The sequence below is a fragment of the Aquisalimonas asiatica genome, from assembly GCF_900110585.1.
Classification (GTDB): Bacteria; Pseudomonadota; Gammaproteobacteria; order Nitrococcales; family Aquisalimonadaceae; genus Aquisalimonas; species Aquisalimonas asiatica.
Map to the genome: position 1 here is coordinate 61824 of NZ_FOEG01000005.1, position 21526 is coordinate 83349.

Annotated in this window: 23 protein-coding genes and 1 tRNA gene; 11 read left to right on the forward strand and 13 right to left on the reverse strand. The window is 67.9% G+C overall.

Annotated features, from left to right (window positions below):
- Positions 1 to 23: 23 nt before the first annotated feature.
- Together BMZ02_RS12245 and codB are read right to left on the reverse strand one after the other, a co-directional pair.
- Positions 24 to 461 carry a nucleoside deaminase gene (locus tag BMZ02_RS12245; RefSeq protein ID WP_091644237.1) on the reverse strand — a complete coding sequence of 146 codons (438 nt, stop codon included), beginning with the start codon at positions 459 to 461 and terminating at the stop codon, positions 24 to 26.
- Positions 461 to 1750, reverse strand: a complete 1290-nt coding sequence (gene codB, locus BMZ02_RS12250) for a cytosine permease (RefSeq protein ID WP_091644240.1) — start codon at positions 1748 to 1750, stop codon at positions 461 to 463. The genes BMZ02_RS12245 and codB overlap by 1 nt, the downstream gene beginning before the upstream one ends.
- A gap of 193 nt (positions 1751 to 1943) precedes the next feature.
- Between codB and BMZ02_RS12255 the strand changes: the two genes are divergently transcribed.
- Positions 1944 to 2999 carry a serine hydrolase domain-containing protein gene (locus tag BMZ02_RS12255; RefSeq protein WP_091644243.1) on the forward strand — a complete coding sequence of 352 codons (1056 nt, stop codon included), beginning with the start codon at positions 1944 to 1946 and terminating at the stop codon, positions 2997 to 2999.
- Here BMZ02_RS12255 and BMZ02_RS12260 read toward each other — a convergent pair.
- Positions 2988 to 3563, reverse strand: coding sequence for a cytochrome b (locus BMZ02_RS12260; RefSeq protein WP_091644245.1), 576 nt, complete (start codon positions 3561 to 3563; stop codon positions 2988 to 2990). The two genes, BMZ02_RS12255 and BMZ02_RS12260, sit on opposite strands and share 12 nt — an antisense overlap.
- A 59-nt stretch (positions 3564 to 3622) precedes the next feature.
- Between BMZ02_RS12260 and BMZ02_RS12265 the strand changes: the two genes are divergently transcribed.
- Genes BMZ02_RS12265 through BMZ02_RS12275 form a run of 3 tightly spaced genes read left to right on the forward strand, consistent with a single transcriptional unit; the run spans position 3623 to position 5402 of the window.
- Entirely contained in the window at positions 3623 to 4498 is an 876-nt protein-coding gene (locus tag BMZ02_RS12265; protein WP_091644248.1) for an MBL fold metallo-hydrolase, read from the forward strand.
- Positions 4495 to 5034, forward strand: a complete 540-nt coding sequence (gene msrA / locus BMZ02_RS12270; protein WP_091644250.1) for a peptide-methionine (S)-S-oxide reductase MsrA — start codon at positions 4495 to 4497, stop codon at positions 5032 to 5034. The genes BMZ02_RS12265 and msrA overlap by 4 nt, the downstream gene beginning before the upstream one ends.
- Positions 5031 to 5402, forward strand: coding sequence for a hypothetical protein (locus tag BMZ02_RS12275; RefSeq protein ID WP_139209206.1), 372 nt, complete (start codon positions 5031 to 5033; stop codon positions 5400 to 5402). The genes msrA and BMZ02_RS12275 overlap by 4 nt, the downstream gene beginning before the upstream one ends.
- A gap of 57 nt (positions 5403 to 5459) precedes the next feature.
- Here BMZ02_RS12275 and BMZ02_RS19035 read toward each other — a convergent pair whose 3' ends face one another.
- Positions 5460 to 5630, reverse strand: a complete 171-nt coding sequence (locus BMZ02_RS19035; protein WP_171909918.1) for a hypothetical protein — start codon at positions 5628 to 5630, stop codon at positions 5460 to 5462.
- Positions 5631 to 6029: 399 nt separating this feature from the next.
- The gene (locus BMZ02_RS12280; protein ID WP_091644256.1) at positions 6030 to 6218 is read right to left on the reverse strand and encodes a hypothetical protein; all 189 of its coding nucleotides are present in this window, start codon (positions 6216 to 6218) and stop codon (positions 6030 to 6032) included.
- 136 nt (positions 6219 to 6354) lie between these two features.
- Between BMZ02_RS12280 and BMZ02_RS12285 the strand changes: the two genes are divergently transcribed.
- The 3 genes from BMZ02_RS12285 to murI are packed head-to-tail and all read left to right on the forward strand — an operon-like array spanning position 6355 to position 9038.
- On the forward strand, positions 6355 to 7305 hold the full coding sequence (locus BMZ02_RS12285; RefSeq protein ID WP_091644258.1) for a LysR family transcriptional regulator: 951 nt from the start codon (positions 6355 to 6357) through the stop codon (positions 7303 to 7305).
- Between the two features lie 38 nt (positions 7306 to 7343).
- The gene (locus BMZ02_RS12290) at positions 7344 to 8198 is read left to right on the forward strand and encodes an NAD-dependent protein deacetylase (RefSeq protein WP_091644261.1); all 855 of its coding nucleotides are present in this window, start codon (positions 7344 to 7346) and stop codon (positions 8196 to 8198) included.
- Positions 8199 to 8201: 3 nt separating this feature from the next.
- On the forward strand, positions 8202 to 9038 hold the full coding sequence (gene murI / locus BMZ02_RS12295) for a glutamate racemase (protein WP_091644263.1): 837 nt from the start codon (positions 8202 to 8204) through the stop codon (positions 9036 to 9038).
- Here the strand turns inward: murI and BMZ02_RS12300 are convergent.
- Positions 9028 to 9822 carry a helix-turn-helix domain-containing protein gene (locus BMZ02_RS12300; RefSeq protein WP_091644266.1) on the reverse strand — a complete coding sequence of 265 codons (795 nt, stop codon included), beginning with the start codon at positions 9820 to 9822 and terminating at the stop codon, positions 9028 to 9030. The two genes, murI and BMZ02_RS12300, sit on opposite strands and share 11 nt — an antisense overlap.
- Positions 9823 to 9935: 113 nt before the next feature.
- On the opposite strand from BMZ02_RS12300, the gene BMZ02_RS12305 reads away from it, so the two are divergent.
- Genes BMZ02_RS12305 through BMZ02_RS12320 form a run of 4 tightly spaced genes read left to right on the forward strand, consistent with a single transcriptional unit; the run spans position 9936 to position 16482 of the window.
- Positions 9936 to 12404 (forward strand): acyl-CoA dehydrogenase, encoded by a 2469-nt coding sequence (locus tag BMZ02_RS12305; protein ID WP_091644269.1) that lies wholly within the window; start codon positions 9936 to 9938, stop codon positions 12402 to 12404.
- Between the two features lie 34 nt (positions 12405 to 12438).
- Entirely contained in the window at positions 12439 to 14277 is a 1839-nt protein-coding gene (locus tag BMZ02_RS12310; RefSeq protein WP_091644272.1) for a long-chain-acyl-CoA synthetase, read from the forward strand.
- On the forward strand, positions 14270 to 15607 hold the full coding sequence (locus tag BMZ02_RS12315) for a 3-oxoacyl-ACP reductase (RefSeq protein WP_091644274.1): 1338 nt from the start codon (positions 14270 to 14272) through the stop codon (positions 15605 to 15607). Before BMZ02_RS12310 ends, BMZ02_RS12315 begins: the two co-directional genes overlap by 8 nt.
- A gap of 2 nt (positions 15608 to 15609) precedes the next feature.
- Positions 15610 to 16482 carry a MaoC/PaaZ C-terminal domain-containing protein gene (locus BMZ02_RS12320; protein ID WP_091644277.1) on the forward strand — a complete coding sequence of 291 codons (873 nt, stop codon included), beginning with the start codon at positions 15610 to 15612 and terminating at the stop codon, positions 16480 to 16482.
- A gap of 1 nt (position 16483) precedes the next feature.
- On the opposite strand, the gene BMZ02_RS12325 is transcribed toward BMZ02_RS12320, so the two are convergent.
- The 7 genes from BMZ02_RS12325 to pal form a co-directional block, all read right to left on the reverse strand.
- A complete protein-coding gene (locus tag BMZ02_RS12325; RefSeq protein WP_091644280.1) occupies positions 16484 to 17455 on the reverse strand; it encodes a tetratricopeptide repeat protein in 972 nt (323 codons plus the stop codon).
- A gap of 118 nt (positions 17456 to 17573) precedes the next feature.
- Positions 17574 to 18293: a hypothetical protein gene (locus BMZ02_RS12330; RefSeq protein WP_091644282.1), complete on the reverse strand. Its 720-nt coding sequence runs from the start codon at positions 18291 to 18293 to the stop codon at positions 17574 to 17576.
- A 227-nt stretch (positions 18294 to 18520) separates the two neighbouring features.
- Positions 18521 to 18596 (reverse strand) — tRNA-Lys (locus BMZ02_RS12335).
- Between the two features lie 63 nt (positions 18597 to 18659).
- Positions 18660 to 19349, reverse strand: coding sequence for a 7-cyano-7-deazaguanine synthase QueC (gene queC, locus BMZ02_RS12340; protein ID WP_091644285.1), 690 nt, complete (start codon positions 19347 to 19349; stop codon positions 18660 to 18662).
- 2 nt (positions 19350 to 19351) lie between these two features.
- Positions 19352 to 20014: a 7-carboxy-7-deazaguanine synthase QueE gene (gene queE, locus BMZ02_RS12345; RefSeq protein WP_091644288.1), complete on the reverse strand. Its 663-nt coding sequence runs from the start codon at positions 20012 to 20014 to the stop codon at positions 19352 to 19354.
- A gap of 9 nt (positions 20015 to 20023) precedes the next feature.
- Positions 20024 to 20845 (reverse strand): tol-pal system protein YbgF, encoded by an 822-nt coding sequence (gene ybgF, locus BMZ02_RS12350; protein ID WP_091644290.1) that lies wholly within the window; start codon positions 20843 to 20845, stop codon positions 20024 to 20026.
- A 93-nt stretch (positions 20846 to 20938) separates the two neighbouring features.
- Complete coding sequence (gene pal, locus BMZ02_RS12355; protein WP_091644293.1) at positions 20939 to 21511, reverse strand: peptidoglycan-associated lipoprotein Pal; 573 nt, start codon at positions 21509 to 21511, stop codon at positions 20939 to 20941.
- Positions 21512 to 21526 lie beyond the last annotated feature (15 nt).

Sequence of the window (21526 nt, forward strand, 5' to 3'; positions counted from 1 at the left end):
GGGCCCCACGGGGCTGGTCTGCCTCAAACGCCGATGTCCTCGTTCCAGACGTCCGGAGACGTGCGGATGAACGTCTCCATCAGCTCGATGCACTCGGGGAGCTGCTGCACGTCCACGTCCACGCCGCGCTCCCGCAGCAGCGCCTCCTCGCCCAGGAAGGTCCGGTTCTCGCCCACCACCACCCGGGGGATGCCGTAGAGCAGAATGGCCCCCGAACACATGGGGCACGGTGACAGTGTCGTGTACAGCGTGGACTCCCGGTACACGGCAGCCGGCTGTCGGCCCGCGTTCTCCAGGGCGTCCATCTCCCCGTGCAGCACGGTGCTGCCGCGCTGCTGGCGCTGGTTGTGGCCGCGGCCGATGATCCGGCCCCGGTGCACCAGCACCGAGCCGATCGGCACCCCGCCTTCGCCGAGCCCTTTTCTGGCCTCGTCCAGGGCTGCCTGCATGAACTCATCCATTATCGCTCTCCGTCCTCTGCCGTTGCCGGCCTGCCATCCGCGTGCCGACGAGCATACCGCCCCAGCACCACGTGGGCGAGGGCGGCCACGGCGACGCCCACCACGGGCGCAAGAAACGGCGAGAAATACGCCGCCGCGGCGCCTACCCCGTAGGCCGCCAGGCCGGACCAGAGGTAGTCGGGTAGCGCGGTGTCGGCCAGCGGCGTGTAGCGCCGCCGGTGCAGTACGAAGAAATCCGCCATGAGCACGCCGCCCAGGGGCGGGATGAACGTCCCCAGCAGAACCAGGAAAGGCACCAGCATGTCGTGCATACCGAAGATGGCGAGGGCTGTGCCAATGCCCGCACCGACCAGGGTGACCAGCCCGCGCTTTTCCGTGCGCAGCAGGTTGCAGCCCGCCACGGCGAAGTTGTAGATGGTGTTGTCCTGGGTGGTCCAGATGTTCAGGAACAGCATCACCACCGCCAGGGCCGCCAGCCCCTGGGCCAGCATCACGTCCACCACGTCCGCCTCCTGGTAGACCAGCGCGCCCAGCGCGCCGGTGAACACCATGAGCCCGTTGCCGATGAAGAACGCAACCAGGGTGGCAAGCACCGCCTGTCGGCCGGAGATGGCGAACCGCGTCCAGTTGGTGGCCTGGGTGCCGCCGCTGACGAACGTGCCGATGACCATGGTGATCGCAGCGCCCACGGAGAGGGTCTCCGTGGGGGACATGGCCAGAAGGCCGTCGATGCCGCCCACCTCCACGACCCCGAGGGTCAGGCTCACCGCGATCAGCAGCAGCATCGCGGGTACGGCGAAGCGGGACAGGAGTTCCAGTCCGCGGTAGCCGACGATGGCGGTGATGCAGAACCCGAAGCCGAACAGGATCATCAGCGGAATGGTGAGAATCTCCGGCAGGCCCAGGATCCGCACCAGCAGGATGGCGATGGTGGCTGTCCCCCACGCGTACCAGCCCACCTGGGTAAAGCCGAGAATGCCGTCCGCCAGGCGGCTGCCCTTTTCACCGAAGGCGTAGCGCGCCATGAGCACCGTGTTCAGCCCGGAGCGGGCGGCCATGTAGCCCAGGGCCGCGGCGTAGGCGCCGAGCAGCAGGTTGCCGGCGAGGATGACCAGCAGCAGGGCCTGGAAATCGAAGGCCACCCCCAGGCTGCCGCCGGCCCACATGGTGGCCGTGAAGAACGTGAAGCCCACGAGGACCAGCGTCAGCGACCAGAACCCGCGCCGCTCGGAAAGGGGGACTTCGCTCAACGGGTAGTCGTTGTGCGGCACATCTGCCAGTTTTTTCATTGTTCGCCCTTATACTGGATGGATCGGATCTCGGGCGGCCTGTGCCGGCCCCAGGCTGCCACGCAGGCCGAGCGTCCTTGCAAAAGGCATACCCTGACGGCGTGCCGCCGACATGGGGATGCTGCGTATGCTACCTGCACCGGTACCGGGCCCGGTAGTGCCGGTTGCGCACCACGGGAGTGCTTGAGACGGCATGACGTTTGATCAATGCTTGCGCGAGACTCCGCGGCGCCTGGTCAGGTGGATCGGCGTGGCTGTCGGGTTGGTGATCCTCGGTGTTGCTGCAGGCGTCAGCGCGGGGGAGACCCGCCTCGAGCGCGTGGAGGCGTCTGCGGCATCCATGGAACGTCTGCACAGCCTGCTTGTGCTGGTGGATGGGGAGCCGCGGATCGAGCGGGTGTTCCAGGGCGGGGATCTGGAGACCCCGGTCAACATCAAGTCCGTTTCCAAGACCGTGCTCTCGGCACTGGTGGGCGCAGCCATCCAGGAGGGCGTGCTGACCGGCGTCGACCAGTCCATCGCCGATGCCCTGGGTGGCCGGCTGCCGCCGGACGCCGACCCGGCGGTGGCGGACATTACCATCGGCCACCTGTTGTCGATGCAGTCCGGGCTGGAGCGGACGTCCGGTGCCAACTACGGCACCTGGGTGGCCAGCAGCGACTGGGTCGCGGACGCGCTGCGTCGACCCATGGTGGGCGAGCCCGGCGGGCGCATGCGGTACTCCACGGGAAACTCCCATCTGCTGTCGGCGGCCCTGGTCGAGCAGTCGGGTCAGACCACCCTGGAGCTCGCCCGGCGCTGGCTGGGTGCACCGCTGAACATCCGCGTTCCCGACTGGCTGCGCGACCCCCAGGGCGTGCATTTCGGCGGCAACGAGATGCGTCTCAGCCCGCGGGCGCTGGCCCGGTTCGGCGAGCTCTATCGGCTCGGTGGCGAGATCGGCGGCCAGCGGATCCTGGCCGAGGAGTGGATCGACGCATCCTGGACGCCCCGCGGCCGCTCCCGGTTCACCAATGACGCTTACGGGTACGGGTGGTTCATCACGGACCTGAACGGGCACCGTGCCTACTACGGGTGGGGGTTCGGCGGCCAGATGCTCTACGTGGTGCCGGACCTGCGGATGACCGTGGTGCTCATCTCCGACCCGAATCCGCCATCGCCGGGGGGTGCGTATCGCCGGCAGCTGGAACGACTGGTTGCCGATCAGCTGATTCCGGCAGTGCAGGCCCATGCGGCATCAGCGGAATAGACTCATGCGCTGCATGACGCCATCCCGACGCCAGCGCCAGTGATACACCGCACCGGCGATGTGGACGCAGGCAAGCAACAGGATGGCCCAGCCGACCACCGCATGCCAGAAGAACAGCCGGCCTGACAGCGCCTCGTCCACGCCGATCAGCCCCGGCAGCGGCACGCCGAAGAAACTGACCGGGTAATCGCCGGCGGCCGTCGCCAGCCACCCGAGCACGGGCATGGTGATGAGCAGCAGGTAGAGCAGCGTGTGCACGGTGTTGCTCAGTGCCCGTTGCCAGGGCTCCAGGGGGCGGAAGTAGTCCGGCTTCCCGGCCAGCGCCCGCAGCATCACCCGCACGACCATGAGTACCAGAATCAGGATGCCAGCCGTCTTGTGGCCGGTGTAGAGGATGTCCGGTGCGAGGGTGCCGAACTGATCCCGCGCGCCCTCCGGCCCGAGCGTCCCCAGTGTCATGCCCACCCCCAGGGCAAGCACGACCAGTGCGGCGACCGCCCAGTGGAGCAGGCGCTGAACCAGGGCGTAGCGGCGCGTGGCGATCTCTGCCGTGGTGCGGTTCATGGGCGTGCGCCTCTCCTGCGAACGAACGGTCAGGGTCTCTGGTAAGGTATGCTGCAGCCATGGAACAGAGTCAATCCGAAGATCAGTTCGCGCCAGGCCGCCTGTATCGCGTCACGCCAAGACTCGCCCGCATCACCGCGCCCAATCCGGGCATGATGACCGGCCCGGGAACCAATACCTGGATCGTGGGGGATGCCGACCGGGTGGTGGTGGACCCCGGGCCGGACGACGAGGCGCACCTCCAGGCCGTGGCGGACGCCGGGGAGGGGCGCATACGCGCCATACTCATCACCCATGCCCACCCGGACCACTCGCCCGGCGCAAGGCGGCTGCAGGCCATCACCGATGCACCGGTCATGGCCCATCCCAACGAGCTCCAGGGCATCCGCGATGATGCGCTTGCGGCGGATCACGCCATTGACGACGGCGACCGGCTCGACGGTGACGACTTCACCCTGCACTGTCTGCACACGCCCGGTCATGCGGCCGATCACCTGTGTTTTCTGCTGGAGCAGGACCGCATCCTGATTGCCGGCGACCAGGTCATGGATGGCAGCACCGTGGTGATCAGCCCGCCGGACGGTTGCATGCAGGACTACCTGAGCTCCCTGCGCCGGCTGCGGGAGCTGTCGCTGGACGCGATCGCGCCCGGTCACGGCCGCCTGTTACGGCCGCCGCGCGACGTCCTCGATGCGGTGATCGCGCACCGGCTGGAACGGGAACGCATGATCCTGGAACTGGTCAGTGCAGGTGAGGCGCAGATCCCGGGGCTGGTGGGCCGCATCTACACCCATGTGCCGGAGGCCTTGCAGCGCGTGGCCTTCGGTTCGGTGCGCGCGCATCTGGAGAAACTGCGTGACGAGGGGCGGGTCACCGGAGACGGGCACGGGCCGTGGCGTCCCGCAAGTGCTGGAAATGGCGAGGATCAATCATGAGTACGCAACAGACCGCGATTCTGGGCGGGGGCTGCTTCTGGTGCCTGGATGCCGTGTTTCGGGAGTTGAGCGGCGTGCACGAGGTGGTCTCCGGCTACGCTGGCGGCGAGCGAGAGAACCCCACCTACGAGCAGGTGTGCAGTGGTGCCACCGGTCATGCCGAGGTGGTCCGCGTGCGCTTCGACCCGGACGTCATCAGCTACGCGGAGCTGCTGCAGGTGTTCTTCAATATCCACGACCCCACCCAGCTCAACCGGCAGGGCAACGACGTGGGCACGCAGTACCGCTCCACCATCATGCCCCTGGATGACGAGCAGGAGCGCCAGGCGCGGGAAGCGGTCCGTCGCGAAGAAGACAGCGGCGTGTGGCAGCACCCGGTGGTGACCACCATCGAGCCGGACGTTACGTTCTGGCCGGCGGAGACGGAGCATCAGGACTTCTTCAGCGCAAACATGTTCCAGCCCTACTGCCAGTTCGTGATCGCGCCGAAGCTCAAGCATGCCCGCGAGGCGTTTCCGGAGCGTATGCAGTCATGAGATCAGGACCCGGCTGGAAAGGCGTGATCTGCCTGTGCGCCATGGTTGTCGCGCCGGCGGCGTTCGGCGAGGGCCTTGAGCAGGCGCTGGAGGCGATCGACGGGCGCTGTGCCGATCGTGCGGCCGAGGAGGTCGCGGCCGAATGGCCGGAGATCGAGCGCGGTGCTGAAGAACGGGGGCTGGAAGTGACCCAGCGCCACCGGGCGGCGCACGAGCGCGTGCTCCAGCGTCGGTGCGCGGTGTCGGATCGTATCGAGCTGGTTGAAGGGATTCGGGAAGACCTGTCCGAAGACGAGTGGGAGGATTTCGGAGGGGATGAGCTGCTGCGGGATCTGCGTGACGAGATCCAGGCGCTGCAGGCCTATTGATGCGGCCGGGCCGCGACGGTCACGTTGCCCGTCGCGGCGTTGCCGGGGCACGATGGCTCAGGCGGCGGTGCGCGAGAACCGCATGGCCGCGGTGTGGATCGCGCGGATGACGTACTGGATGCCGGTGGCGATGACGGCGCCCCGGAGCATGTCCGCCTCCAGGCGAACCTGGGCGAGATGCGGCTGTTCGGCCGCCGGCGTGTGCTGCTGGATGGGATCGTACTGCATGACGGCCTCCTGTGTTGACTGCGTGAATGGCACTACAAAACGGACGAACGCGGCGCGCAGGCCGGTCGTCCTGTATCGGGTGCTCTCGGAAACGTCCCTGCTGCCAGGGTGTTTCACGGCCATCGGCAGGCACCGATGAAAGGCTCTGCGGGAGAGGAACGGTCCGCCTGCGCGATGTTCCGGAATAATAGTGGAAAATCCACCGTGAATCATCCTTTTAGGCGTCATAACCCTTATGATCGGTCAGACCAGGTCGCGCCCTTCCACACCGGTGTGACGGACAAAAAAAAGACGGGCCCCGGTAGGAACCCGTCGAACTTCGTAGAGACTACGAAGGAGGAGGAGAAGCATCACGGGTGGGCTGCATTGCCATGCCGGCCCACCGAACTACGGTCGAACTCAGGCCAGCCCGGAGGGGTCGCGGCCAGCGCAGACGCGGATCGCCGTCTGCAGCGCTTCACGGCTGTCGAATTCGGATTCGAGCAGGCTCACTGTCGCAGTCCGGGACTGGTCGTCACTGGGGGTAGCCGTGTCACCATCTCCCAGACTAAGGAAACTCTTGCGGAGAAAACGTGAAAGCCGCCTCATGGTCACCTCCCGGTGTCAGCTCAGACGATTGCGTCGATGTTGCGAAGCAGCATAACGAAATCTACACGAATAGACAAACCGGTCTTTATCATAAGGGTTTTTCCAGCCTGGCAATAATCAAAGGAGGCTTTGGCTGATGGATCGCGCTTCGGAAATGATGATCTTTGTCCGCTGTGTGGAGGATGGCAGTTTCTCCGCCGCGGCCCGCGCCCTGGACATGACGCCGTCGGCGATCAGCAAGCAGATCCGGCGCCTGGAAGACCGGCTTGGCGCCCGGTTGTTCAATCGCACCACCCGGCGCATCAGCCTCACCGAAGTGGGGCGGGACTTCTACGATCGCTGCTCGCGGATCATGGTGCAGATCGAGGAAGCGGAGGAGGCGGTCAGCTCCCTTCAGGATCAGGTGCGCGGTACACTGCGGGTGACGGGCACTGCCGCGTTCGCGCGGGGTGAAGTCCTGCCACGCATCAACCGGTTTCTCTCCCGGCATCCCGAACTCAACCTGGAGTTCGAGCTCACCGACCGGCAGGTGGACCTGGTGGACGAGGGAGTGGATGCGGCCATCATGCTGCAGGAGCAGGTCAACGACCCCTCGCTGGTGGCGCGCAAGCTCGCGGTGAACCGGCGGATCATCGTGGCGTCGCCGGACTACATCCGGCGCAACGGCGAGCCGCAGACGCCGGAAGAGCTGCTGGACCACAACTGCCTGACGCTCTATAACGTGTCCCGGTTCAACGACTGGGAGTTCGAGTTCGACGACGGTAGCCCCCGTGTCATCCACGTGCGCGGCAACTTCCACGCGAACACGGCCAGTGCGCTTTACGAGGCGGCATTGGCCGGCGTCGGCCTGGCGCGCCTGTCCACGTGGCTGGTCGCCCCCCGTATCCGCAGTGGTGAGCTGGTGCAGTTGCTGCCGGGGTATACGCAGGAGAGTTCGGCCTATTACGTGCTCTTCCCCCAGGGGCGGCACCTGTCCCGCAAGGTGCGTGCGTTCGTGGACTTCCTGGTGGACGAGTTCACCCCGCTGCCGCCCTGGGAGCGGGAAGACCTGGAGCTGGTCAAGGGGATCCGGCCGTCGGTGAACTAGCCGGCCCCGGACCGCTGCACAGTCAATCGAGGAGCGCCATGCCCGCCACATCCATGACCGTCGGTGAGCCGGCCGGACTGCAGCGTCTGGCGGGAATGCTGGGTGCCAGTCAGCGCCCCCTGGTCCTTACCGGTGCCGGGCTGAGCACCGAATCCGGGATTCCGGATTACCGGGACATCCACGGTGGCTGGAAGCGCAAGCCACCGATCCAGTTGCGTGAGTTCCAGCGCAGCGCCCACGCGCGCCGGCGCTACTGGGCCCGCAGCATGGCCGGCTGGTCGCTGATGCGCCGGGCCCGACCGAATGCCGGGCACGAGGCGCTGGCGCGCCTGGAGCAGGCGGGCCATCTGCACTGGCTGATTACCCAGAACGTGGACGGGCTGCACCAGCGGGCCGGAAGCCGTGCCGTGACCGACCTGCACGGGCGACTGGACGTGGTGGCGTGCCTTGACTGTGGCCACCGCCTGGCGCGGGATGCCATGCAGTCCACCCTGGTGGACTGGAACCCCGGCTGGGACGTGGAGCCGGAGCAGCTGGCCCCGGATGGCGACGTCGACCTGGAATCCGCCGCCTTCGAGACGTTTCGTGTCCCCGACTGTCCTTCCTGCGGCGGGCTGCTCAAGCCTGAAGTGGTGTTCTTCGGCGAGAAGGTGCCACCCGAGCGTGTCGCTACCGCATTCGCGCGCCTCGACGAGGCGGACCTGTTGCTGGTGGTCGGCTCTTCCCTGATGGTGTGGTCCGGCTACCGGTTCGTTCGCCACGCCGCCGCCCGGGGCATTCCGGTGGCGGTGCTGAACCTTGGTGAGACGCGCGGTGACCGTGAGGCGACGATCAAGGTCGAGGCCTCCTGCGGCGACGCACTGACCACCCTCCTGACCGCCCTGGAGGCCTGATCCGTGACCACCGCGCACGCCAATCGGGCCACCGCACCCGTCGGGGTGTTCGATTCCGGTCTCGGCGGCCTGTCGGTTCTGCGCGAGATTCGCGCGCTGCTGCCCGGCGAGGACCTGCTCTATGTCGCCGATGCGGCGCACGTCCCTTATGGTAACCGGACGCCGGATGCCATCCGCGCCCGGGCGCAGGCCGTCTCCGGCTTTCTGCTGGAGCAGGGCGCCAAGGCCGTGGTGGTCGCGTGCAACACGGCGACAGCCGTCGCCGTGACCGCGTTGCGGGAACGCTGGCGTGTGCCCATCATTGGCATGGAGCCGGCCATCAAGCCCGCCGCCGGGCTGACCCGTAACGGCACAGTGGGCGTGCTGGCGACGGAAGGGACGCTTGCGAGTGCCCGGTTCGCGGCGTTGCTGGAGCAGTACGCCGGCGATCTGCACGTGGTCACGCAACCGTGCCCCGGGCTGGTGGCGGCGGTGGAGTCGGGAGAGCTGCACGGCGACCGTGCCCGGGCGCTGCTGGCGCGCTACCTGCAGCCGCTGCAGGCGGCTGGCGCCGATGTCATCATCCTGGGCTGCACCCACTATCCGTTCCTGACCCCGGCCATCCGCCAGCGGGTGGGCGCGGACGTGGCCATTGTCGACACGGGGGCGGCGGTGGCGCGCGAGGTCCGGCGCCGGCTTCAGCTTCACGGGCTTCTGGCCCCGGCGGAGCGCTGCGGCAGCAGCCGGTTCTGGAGTACCGGCGATCTTGCAGCGGGCGAGCCCGTACTCGCCCGCCTCTGGGGCGAAGCGGCGCCGTTGCGGCCGCTGCAGTCCGCGCGGGAAGGCGGCCTCAGTGCGTGAGGCCCGCTGACGGGGGATGCAGGTTTCTGATTGGCCGGAACGAGAATGGCCCTGCCGCGCGCAACCCCTTGAACGGCGCGATACCGAACATGTCCCGGAATGACCGGCTCAGGTGGGCGAGGTCGGCGAACCCGGCCGTCAGGGCCAGGTCCGTCAGGTGCCGGTACTGTGGAAGCTCCTCCGCGGCCGCCTGGAGTCGTTGCCAGAGCCGGTAGCGGCGGAAACGGATGCCCGTCCCCTCCCGGAACACCGTCTGAAAGCGCCGGGGTGACAGATGCACGTGCCGCGCAACGTCCTCCAGCGAGAGCTCGTCCGTGGGGTGGTCCCGCAGCCAGGCGAGCGCCCGTTCGAGACGGGAATGCGTGGGGGGCGTATCCTCCAGCGCCAGCGCCTCGGCGATCCGGGTGAAGGCTTCGTCGCCGCCGGTGCGCTCGCGCCGGATCTCGCGCAGCAGTGCCGCCAGCGTCTGCAGCTGACCGGGGGTTTCGTGGCAACTGCTGCGCTCCGTTCTGGCGCGGGCGTCGGCAAACGCCGGGTGCTCCGCTGACAGGAACAGGAAGGCCATCTCCCGGCCGTCCGGCGTGATCGGCGGTGTTACCGTTTCCGGTGGTACGCACAGCAACGGCACGGACCGGGTCGCATCGCCGACCCGGATCGGTCCGTCCAGTCCCACGTACAGCCCCAGCGCAGGGTGCGCATGGGCGCTCAGCGGCGGCGTGGGGCCAAGGTAGGCCAGCCAGCCACAGCCCGCGTAGATGATCCCTCGTCGTTGTGCCCTTGCCATATCAGGCCTCCATGAGCCGGTGCCGCTCCGTCGATGCCTGCCTCGTCATGTTGACGTAGCGCAATCCTCTATTCATTATCAGGAAAGACTACTTGTCAAAAACGGAGCCTACAATGTACGCAGCCATCATGTTCGCCCTGCTGGCTTTTTTTCTTGTTGCCCTCTACCGCGGCGCCCGCCTCATTACTCTGACAGCGCTGGTTGCCGCGGCGTTCATGGTCACATGGCTGGCGGGGCCGCTGGGGACCGTGGGTGCAGTGATCGGGGCGCTGGTGCTGGTGCCGCTGGCGGCGCTGCTCAACGTCTCCGCGCTGCGGAGGCAGGTGCTGACAGCGCCCCTGTTCAGGGCCTTCCGTGCCGTGCTGCCCGCCATGTCGGATACCGAGCGCGAGGCGCTGGAGGCTGGTGACACCTGGTGGGAAGCGGAGCTGTTCCGGGGGCGACCCGACTGGTCGCAACTGCTGGATACGCCCTATGTCGCGCTCACGGAGGACGAGCAGCGGTTCCTGGACGAGGACACCGATGCGCTCTGCGCCATGCTCGACGAATGGCAGATCCACTTCGAGGACAAGGACCTGCCGCCGGAGGTGTGGGCGTTCATCCGCGAGCGTGGATTCTTCGGCATGCTGATCCACAAGGAGCACGGCGGCCTGGGTTTCTCCGCCCAGGCGCAGTCCATGGTGGTGTCCAAGATTGCCACCCGCTCGGTCACCGCCGCGGTGACTGTCATGGTGCCCAACTCCCTGGGGCCGGGCGAGCTCCTGCAGCACTACGGCACCGCCGAGCAGCAGGCCTACTGGCTGCCGCGTCTGGCGCGCGGGGAGGAGACCCCCTGCTTCGCCCTGACCGGCCCTGAAGTGGGCTCGGATGCCGGCGCCATTCCGGATACCGGCGTCGTCTGCCGTCGGCAGGTCGATGGGGAGTCGGTGCTTGGCATCGAGCTCACATTCGACAAGCGCTACATCACGCTGGCTCCCGTGGCCACCGTCATCGGGCTCGCGTTCCGCCTGCTGGATCCGGACGGGCTGCTCGGCGACGGCACGACCACGGATTACGGCATCACCTGCGCACTGGTCCCGGGTGATGCCGAGGGGTTGGAGATCGGCCGCCGGCATTACCCCGGCGGCGCCTTCATGAACGGCCCCCTGCGCGGGCGCAACGTGTTCGTGCCCCTGGATGCGATCATTGGTGGCCCGGCCATGGCCGGCGCGGGCTGGCGCATGCTGGTGGAGTGCCTGTCCGCCGGGCGTGGCATCTCGCTGCCGGCGCTGGCGACCGCCACGGGTAAGGGGTTGTACGGTGCCACCGGTGCCTACACGGCGATCCGCCGTCAGTTCAACGTGTCCATCGGCTGGTTCGAGGGCGTCCAGGAGGCCATGGGCCGGATCGGCGGCCTGACCTACACGCTCGAGGCCAGCCGGACCCTGACCGCAACGGCCCTGGATCAGTGCTCACCGGGCGTCATCACCGCGCTGCTGAAATACCACAGCACGGAGATGATGCGGCAGGTGGTCACCGACGCCATGGACATCCACGGCGGCCGTGGCGTGATCATGGGGCCGCGCAACTACCTGGCCATTCCCTGGCAGCTGCTGCCCGTGGCCATCACCGTGGAAGGCGCCAACATCATGACCCGCAGTCTGATGATCTTCGGGCAGGGCGCCATTCGCTGCCACCCGTACGTCTATCCGGAAATGGAGGCGACCCGCGACAACAACCTGGAGCGTTTCGACCGGCTGTTCTGGGCCCACGCCGGCTACACCGTCAACCGTGGCGTGCGCGCTTGGGGGCTGGCCCTCACCGGCGCGAGGCTGGCGCGGGCCCCGGTCACCGGCCCCCTCAAAGGGTATTACCGGGACGTGGAGCGCCTCTCGGCCGCCCTGTCGTTCTGCTCCGACGTGGCCATGAGCACCCTGGGGGGCAGCCTCAAGCTCAGGGAATCCACCTCGGCGCGGCTGGGCGACATCCTCTCGCAGCTCTACCTGGCCACGGCCGTGCTCAAGTACTACGAAACCTACGGGCGTGATTCCGACGACCACCTGCCCCACGCCCGCTGGGCGCTTGACCACGCACTGAGCCGAGCCGGCGAGGCGCTGGACGCGTTCTGCCGCAACTATCCGAAACCGCTCGTGGGGCGGTTGCTGGCGTGGGTGGTGCTGCCCTTCGGCCAGCCCTGGAAGCGGCCCGCCGATGCGCTCAATGGTCAGGTGTCCGAGCTCATGATGCGCCCGAATGCCGTCTCCGAGGCCCTGCGCGGGCACATCTACGTGGGGGATCGTGCCACCGACCCCACTGGCCAGCTGCTGGAGACGTTCGAGCAGTTGCAGACGGTGGGCCCGGCCTACGAGCGTCTCCTCAAGGCGGTCTCCCGTGGCCGGATCACCGGGGCTGATCTGGACGCCCAACTCGAAGCCGCCGTGAGCGAGGAGATCATCGGCCCGGCGGATGCGGACGCGATCCGTGCCTATGACGCCCTGCGCCGGGAGGCCATTCTCACCGACGACTTCGATGCGGAGTACGTCCGCGATCCGCTGGCGTTCCGGCGAGACGGAGCCGGGGCGGGCGCGCGCCACGCCGGGTGACACCCGGCGATCACAATGACAGGGAGGAGATCCCATGGAGGAGAAGACACGTGTCGGCATGACCGAGCTGGCCGCCGGGGCGCTGCGGATCATCCCGCGGCTGCCCACGGCCAACAAGGGGCTGGCATTGCTGCCACTGATCCGCTCCGGTCAGCGCCGTTCCATCGGCCGGATGGTGGAGAAGTGGGCCCGCAAGCGGCCCGGCGCCATCGCGCTGCGTGACGCCGGTGGCGAGCTGACCTACCGCGATCTGAGTGGTTCGGCCAACCGGATCGGTCACTTGCTGCAGCAGGAGGGAGTCCGCAAGGGCGATGCCGTTGCCGTACTCATGCACAACCGCAAGGAGCTTGTGGTGGCCGCCACCGGCGCTCTCAAGTTCGGCGGGGTCGCCGGGTTGCTGAACTACAACCAGCAGGGCGACGTGCTGGCGCACAGCCTGGCCCTGATCGAGCCCCGGGCCCTGATCGTGGGGACCGAATGCCGGGAGGCGTTCGAGTCGGTGCGTGACCGCCTGCCCGCATCCCTGGCCGGGCGGGTATTCTGGGTTGCAGACGGTGACGCCGCACCGATCGACGGTCTCCGCGACCTGGATGGTGAGTGCGCCGGCATGACCGCCGAAGATCCGCCCGCGGGTGAAGACGTGCGCACCCAGGATGCGGCGTTTCTCATCTTCACGTCGGGCACTACCGGCATGCCGAAAGCGGCCATCATGAGTCATGGCCGCTGGTTGCGGGCCATGGCGGGCGTGGGCATGGCGTCGCTGCGAATGGCCCGCAGCGATGTCTTCTACTGCCCGCTGCCCCTGTACCACAACAACGCCATTACCCTGGCCTGGGGGGCGACACTCAGCGCGGGGGCCACTCTGGCCATCGGCCGGAAGTTCTCCGCCTCCCGGTTCTGGGACGAGGTCAGTGCCTTCCAGGCCACCGCGTTCTGCTACATCGGCGAACTGTGCCGTTACCTGCTCGAGCAGCCGGCGCATCCGCTGGAGCGCAGCCATGGCGTGCGCGTGGTGCTTGGAAACGGGCTGCGGCCCGAGCTGTGGCAGGCCTTCCGCGAGCGTTTCGGCGTCCCCCATATCAATGAGTTCTACGGCGCCAGCGAGTGCAATCTGCTGTTCACCAACAGCTTCAACGTCGATGCCTCCTGCGGGTTCTGTCCGCTGTCCTACGCCGTGGTCGCCTACGACCCGGACACGGAGGAGCCCGTACGGGACAGCAAAGGCCGGCTGCGGCAGGTGCGGACCGGCGAGTCGGGGCTGTTGCTCTCCCGTGTTACCCGCCTGTCTCCCTTCGACGGGTATACCAGCGAGGAGGAGGGGGAGCGCAAACTCCTGCGCGACGGGTTCCGCCGTGGCGACTGCTGGTTCAATACCGGTGACCTGGTGCGCGCCATGGGGTTTCGCCATGTGCAGTTCGTGGACCGGCTCGGGGATACGTTCCGCTGGAAAGGCGAGAACGTGGCCACCACCGAGGTGGAGTCGGTCATGAACGCCCATGAGCAGGTTCACGAGGCGGTGGTGTACGGGGTCGAAGTGCCGGATGCGGAGGGACGGGCCGGCATGGCCTCCCTCACGCTCGTGGATGACCGCAGGCCGCTGGATGGTCGCGGGCTTGCCGAGCACCTGCACGCCCGGCTGCCCGAGTATGCCGTGCCGCTGTTCCTGCGGGTACGTGACGGCCACGACAGCACCACCACGTTCAAATACCAGAAAACCGCCCTCAAGCGCGAAGGCTTCGATCCGCGGACGGTACCCGACCCGGTCTATGTGCTGCGGGACCGTCAGCGCGGTTACGAGCCCATGGATGCGCAGCTCCACGACGCGTTCTGCGCCGGGGCGCACGGCGATCAGCGGGAGGCGGTGAATGAGTGACTACCTGATTCGCGCGAGCCGCCATCCCGTTCTGCGCCGGGGCATCGACGCGCTGGGGTTGCCGACGCCCGCGCCACTGGTACGCGCCCGCCAGCCCTGGGCCGATGCACTGCTCGGGGGGCGGCGGGTCGCCTGCGCGGCGCCGAACCGTGATCAGGCCGCTGTCGAGGGGGTGCTGACGGCGGCGGGAGCGTCTGTGGCAGGTGATCAGGAGGCGGTGGAGGGGCTGGTCTTCGACGGCCGCGGGCTGGAACGGCCCGCGGATCTGGGGGCTGTATACGCGTTCTTCCACGGCGTACTGCCGCGCCTGCAGCACAACGGCCGGGTCGTGGTGCTGGCCGTGCCCCCGGAGTCCGTGGCAGATCCCGCGGCGGCGGCAACCCAGCGCGCCCTGGAAGGGGTCACGCGTTCGCTTGCCAAGGAGCTGGGGCGTCGCCAGGCCGCCGCCAACATGATTTACGTGCGGCCCGGCAGCGAGGCCATGCTGGCGCCGCCGCTGCAGTGGCTGCTGTCACCCTGGGCCGCGTACGTGGACGGGCAGCCGCTGACGGTTGACTCACCGGCTGAAGGTCACGCCGTGCCTCTGGCGGGGTCCCTGCGCGGAAAAACGGCACTGGTGACCGGCGCGTCCCGGGGTATCGGGGCGGCCACCGCAAGGCGGCTTGCCGCCGAGGGGGCGCAGGTGCTGTGCCTGGACCGGCCGGCGGTCGACGCCGAACTCCAGGCGCTTGCCAGTGAGCTGGGCGGCGGGGCCCTGGCGGTGGACATCACCGCGCCCGGCACCCCCGCCGAGACCGCAGCGGTGCTGCGCACGATGGCGGGCGGTGTGGACCTGGTGGTCCACAATGCCGGGGTGACCCGGGACCGGACCCTGGCACGGATGAGCCGGGATGAGTGGGATGCCGTGCTGGCAGTGAACCTGGAGGCCGTCCTGGCCATGGACGGGCAGCTTCTGGACGTGGAGGATCTGGTCCGGCCGGGTGGCCGGATCGTATGCCTGTCGTCCATCGGCGGGATTGCCGGCAACGTGGGGCAGACCAACTACGCGGCCAGCAAGGCGGCGCTGATCGCCTACGTCGCCGCACAGGGGCGCAGGCTCGCCCCGCGCGGGATCGGCTGCAACGCGGTTGCTCCGGGATTCATCGAAACGCAGATGACCGCGGCCATGCCCTTCACTGTCCGGGAGGGTGGGCGCCGGCTGAATGCGTTCTCCCAGGGCGGGCATCCGGACGATGTGGCCGACGCGGTGGCGTTCCTGGGCAGTCCGGGTGCCGCGGGGATCACCGGCCAGACCCTGCGCGTTTGCGGACAATCCCTGCTGGGGGCGTAGCCATGGGGGGCAGCAGCCATACACGGCATTATTCGCGCATGCCGTCGGCGTTCCGGGGCCTGGTCCGCGCCGCCCTGCGTGGCGGCGCCACCGCAGAAACCGCTGGCGACGTGCCCCCCATCGTGGCCTGCGTGCCCCCGGCGCCACCCGATGCGCGCCGCCTGAACGCCTACCGTGCCGTGTGTGGCTTCGCCGACGACGGCCTGCTGCCGGTCACCTATCCGCACGCCATGGCCGGGCCGCTCCATCTGGCGGCGCTGACACACCCCGCGTTTCCGTTTCGGTTGCCGGGGCTGGTCCATGTGCGCAACACGGTGTGCCAGTACCGCGGCATCGACGCCGGCGAACCGCTCGCCCTGCAGGTGGCGCTTGGTGGCAGGCGGGAGGTGGACAAGGGCGTGGAGTTCGACATGACCACGTCGGCACTGGACGCCGCGGGAGCTGTCGTGTGGACCGGCACCAGTACCAATCTCGCCCGCCGCGCCGGCAGGCGCCCGGGCGGGGCGCGGAGCGTGCCGGCCATGGGGGGTTATGCCGAGATCGGCGCCTGGGAGGCGCCGGCGGGGATCGGGCGCCGTTACGGGTGGATTGCAGGGGATCTCAACCCCATCCACCTGCATGATGCCCTGGCACGGGTCTTCGGCATGCCCGGGTCGATTGCCCACGGTATGTGGCTGTTCGCCCGCAGCCTCGCTGCGCTGCAGCCGTCCTGGCCGGGTGCGGTCCGCCTGGAGGTCGCGTTCCGCCGCCCGGTGCGTCTGCCGGGCCAGGTCCGCCAGTGGGTCCGTGATGACGACGGGGGCACCACCTATGTACTCACGGACCCCGGGGCCGAGGTGCGGCATCTGAGCGGTTCCGTGGCCGCCGTGCCCTGAGTCAGCCGCCAAGCCCCTCCGGCAGTTCCCCGTTATCGTCGTCCGACTCCCGCTCCGCTTTCCACTCGGCCTTGATCCGGCGTGCGCGCTCCCGCTCCAGTGCGTCGTCGGCGTCACGGGGCTCGGTGTCGAGAGCGCGTTCCAGCTGCGCCATGGCCGCGTCCCAGTTACCGTCACGATCCAGTCGCAGCAGCGCTTCGCCATACTCGGTGCGTGCCATGACCAGATCCGGGTCTTCCTCCAGCGCCTTCTCGAACCAGGAGACCGCTTCGTCGCGATTGGCGCCGTAAGTGAGCCGGGCCAGGGCACCGCCGACCCGGTCGACCAGCTCCGTGTGGTAGCCGCCATAGGTCCCCAGCGCGGAGGGGAGTTCCGGCATTTCCTCCAGGGCCGCGTCCAGGTGATCGGTCACCCGTCCGGGGATACCGGCACGCACTGCCTGACCAGTGGAGAGGTGCTTCGAGTGCTGGCCCAGCAGCAGGGCGAAGCCGGCGTGCTCCCAGGGCGGGATAGCGCCGTCGCGGCTCTGCATCCGTTCCTCCATCATCTCCACGCCGTGGGCGAGCATGGCGGCACGGTCATCGCTGTCGTCGGGAAGATGGTTGGCGTAGGTCAGCCAGGCGCGGCCGGCGAGAAGATTGCCGGCGTGGCCGGCTTCGGTGCCGATCCGGTAGGCCTTCTGGAAGTCGCCGGCGTGGTATTGCCGCCACCCCTGGACGAGCGTCTCTGCGACCTGCGCCGGGTCGTCCACGCCTTCCCCCCACCGTTCCACGTGGTCCGCGTCCGGCCAGGGGAGCCCGTCGCGCCTGTGCAGCGCCTGCCACGCCTCGCGCAGCTCGTCCGGGGAGTACTCGAAGGTACCGAGATCGTCCGGGAAGGCGTTCCATTCACCCTCCCAGTGCGGTGGTTCGTCCGCGGTGGCAAGCCCTGCGCCCAGCAGGATCGAGCCGACCAGCATGCGCGCTGTGCCCATGGGGCCCCTCCTCAAGTCGGCGATACCCGATTGAGGGTACGACGCGCCCGCCGGCAAGGCTTGAAAGTATCGGCTGCCTTTGCCGGGAAATAGGTGTCAAGAAAACCGACAGGCGCCGCTAGTGCCAGTACGTGGGCAGGTCGATGGCCACCTCGGCTGCTGGTCGTTCGCGTTCCCGCAGTGACGGGCCGTAGCGCTCCTCGGCCTTGCGCTGGAAATAGGCGCGGTTGTCGCCCACCAGGCCGCCAGCAGTCGCGTGGGCAACCACGCTGAGGGTGTAAGGGAAGGTGTCGGGGTCAACCGCGCGGCTCCCCTGGATGCCGCGATTGTATGCGGTGATCAGCTCCCGCCACGTCATGCTCTGGCGGGTGTTGAGGCGGTCGAGAAAGCACACGCCGACCCGGATATTCCATCTGTCGTCATGAATCAGCCGGGCGATGATCTCCTCTTCCGTGCGGAAGCGGCCCAGTTCCGGGCAATGCTCCAGGGCGTCACGGGCGGCGCCGAGCTGCAATTGCATGACACCATAGGAGCGGCGCCCGAAACCGTTGCTGCGGTCGCCCACCTTGTGATCGGTTCCGGCGGAGGACTCCTGGAGGAGAATGGACGTGGTGGTGACCGCCAGATTGCGCTTCATGCCTTCGTGCCAGGCGTACACGAGCAGATCGTGCTGACGTTCGGTCATCCCCGGCGGGATGGGGTCGGCCACCGCGGCGTGGCTGGACGACGCCACCATGACGACGGCAACGACCAGCGGCCTGAGCCAGCGCCGGGGAATGCCGGAGCCGTAGCGGACGGGTGACGGGCACAGCGACGGAGCGGTGGATGCGGGTGCCATGGCGTGAACTCCTGCGTAATCGACGGGCACGGCAGCGCTTTTTATGATTGTCGCGAGCCGCGGACCGACCGCATGCAGCTTCGTTGCCAACGCACCGAACCTGTATCGCTAACACGCGGTTAGCTGCTGAATTGAATCAGGAGTCTTATCTTTTTGTGCGGGAGATGTAAAAAATTCCGACAAGCGCCGGGCAGAGGGTGTTCGACGGCGTCCTGGAGAGGGGAAATTGGTGGGTCGTGCAGGATTCGAACCTGCGACCAGCGGATTAAAAGTCCGATGCTCTACCAACTGAGCTAACGACCCGACCGCCGCGAATCATACCCAAACTAATCTGGCTGTCAAACCTTGGGCCATGTTCGCCAGGGTTCACACGCCGGGCCGGTAGCGTGTGGGGTCGGTGACGCCGGCCTCGCTGAAACCGGCCGCCCGCAGGCGGCAGGAGTCACAGACACCACAGGCGCGGCCCTGGTCATCCGCCTGGTAGCAGGAGACGGTGCGGCTGTAATCCACGCCCAGGGCGAGGCCGTGGCGAATGATATCGGCCTTGCTCATGTCGCTCAGCGGTGCATGGACGCGGAAACGCTGCTCACCCTCGGTGCCGGCACGGGTGGCCAGGTTGGCCGTGGCCTCGAACGCACGGATGAAATCCGGGCGGCAGTCGGGATATCCCGAGTAATCCACGGCGTTGACGCCGATGAACAGGTCGAACGCCCCCACGACCTCCGCGTAGCCCAGGGCCAGTGACAGGAAGACGGTGTTGCGCGCGGGCACGTAAGTGACGGGAATGCCGTCGGCGGGCGTCTCGGGGACGTCAATGGCGGTATCGGTCAGTGCCGAGCCGCCGATGGCGCCCAGATCCAGGGTGACTCGCCGGTGCTCGTGGGCGCCCTGTGCGGCGATGGCGTCGCAGGCGGCCAGCTCCGAGCGGTGGCGCTGGCCGTAGTCGAAACTGATGGCGTGGCACCGGTAGCCGAGATCCCGGGCCATGGCGAGTACGGTGGCCGAGTCGAGTCCTCCGGAGAGCAGGATGATTGCGGGGCGCTGTGTGCCGCTCATGGTCAGCGTCCCGGGACGTCGCCCCAGAGCAGCTTGTGCAGCTGGAGCTGGAAGCGGACGGGCAGGGCGTCGGCAACCACCCAGTCCGCCAGGTCGCGCCCGGAGAGCTGGCCGAAACTCGGGGAGAAGAGCACTTCGCAGCGGTCCGCCAGGGCGTAGTCCGCGAGCACGGCGCACGCCCACTCGTAGTCGGCCCGGTCGCAGATGACGAACTTGACCTGATCGTTCGGCTCCAGGAGCTCGATGTTGGACCACAGGTTCCGACTGGACTCGCCCGATGCCGGGGTCTTGAGGTCGACCACGCGGCTGACGCGGCTGTCGATGCCGTCGATGTCCATGGCGCCGGAGGTCTCGATGGAGACCTCATGACCGGCGTCCACCAGCGCCTGCAGCAGGGCGTGGCACCCCTTGCGCTGGGCCAGCGGTTCGCCTCCGGTCACGGTGACGTGGCGGCTGCCGTGGCGCTGCACCTCGGCCATGATCTCGGGCAGCGACCGGGTATCCCCGCCGTGGAACGCATAGGCGGTGTCGCAGTAATGACAGCGCAGCGGGCAGCCGGTCAGGCGCACGAACACGGTGGGCCAGCCCACGCTGCGTGCCTCGCCCTGCAGGGAGTGGAAGATCTCGGTGATGCGCAACCGCGCTGTCTCGGTGGTCTCGTTCATGGTCGCCGCTCAGCGGCCTTCGTCGTCCATTTGTTCGAGCCGGTTGCCGGCGAGGCTGGCGACGGTGCTGTCGGGGTATTCGTCGCGTACCGCCTCCAGCAGCTCGCGGGCCTCGCTCCACTCTTCCCGCTCGTAGTGTATGTATCCGGCCTTGAGCTTGGCATCGGCGTGTTTGCCGCTGTCCGGGTTGTCGATCAGGGTCTGGAAGTGTTCCATGGCTTCATCGAATTCCCGCACCACATAGTGCGTCTCGGCGAGCCAGTAGCGGGCGTTGTCCGCGTAATCGCTGTCGCCGTGGTCATCCAGGATCTCCTGGAACCCGTCGCCGGCTTCCGCGTAATCGCCGTCGCGAAGCTTATCAAAAGCGCGCGAGTAGATCTCGGCCGCGTCAGAGGTGTCGTCTTCCGCTTCTGCGGCTGCCTCGTCGTCCATCAGGGCGTCATCGTCGTCAACGGCGGCGTCCAGGGCCGGCGTGTCGGGCAGGGTGTCGGCGGTGCCGCCCGCGACGCCGGACTGTTCCAGTTCGAGCACCCGGTCGTCCAGGTCTTCGAAGAGGTTGCGTTGCTGCCGGTTGACCTCCTCGATCTGCCGCTCCAGGGACTCGATTTCACCGATGAGCTGGGAGACCTCCCGCTGCAGCCGCTCCTGGCGGTTGCTCAGCTCGGCCAGGGCCCGGGAGTCCAGCACGCGCTCCAGCCGTTCGATGCGGCGTTCCAGGTCGTCGTCGGCGCTGGCAAGACCGGGTGCTGACAGGGACGCTGCCAGCAACAGGCTCAGACAGCTGGCGAAGATGGACCGGCGCTTGGTGGGCATGTTCGGAACGCGATTCATGGATCGTCACCTGTGGAAGCAGGCGGCAATGACCGCGCGTCACCGCCGCTCAGGGGTGTCCCGGGGGCATTGCCCCCGGGGGGTCGGTCTGTATCAGTAGACCAGTTCGGCGCGACGGTTCTGCTGGTAGGCTTCTTCATCGCTGCCGCTGGCGACCGGGCTCTCTTCGCCGTAGCTGACCACCTCCAGCTGATCCTCGGAGGCGCCGCTCAGCACGAGGATACGCTTCACCGATTCCGCGCGGCGTTCGCCGAGTGCCAGGTTGTACTCGCGCGCACCGCGCTCGTCGGTATGGCCCTCGATGGTGACTTCCTGGTTCGGGTGGTCCGACAGGAACTCGCCATGGGCTTCGAGTATCTCCATATCCTCGTCGCGGATGTCGCTACTGTCAAAAGCGAAGTAGACCACGCGATCGGAGATCGGGCTGTCCGGGTCGTCCAGCGCCGCCTCCAGGGCTTCGCCTTCGAGAGCGCCGCGCTCGCGGGCCGCACGGGCTTCCGCCTCGCGCCGCTCTTCCTCGTCCAGGGCGGCCATCTCTTCTTCGGTGAGTTCGTCGTCCTGATCCTCCACCCGCTCCTCGTCCTCGCCCGGTGTGGCGCAACCGGCAAGGACCAGTGCGAAAGCGGCGGCGAGCAGCCAGGGGGCAAACCGTTTGCTATGCGTCATCGTGTATACCTCTCA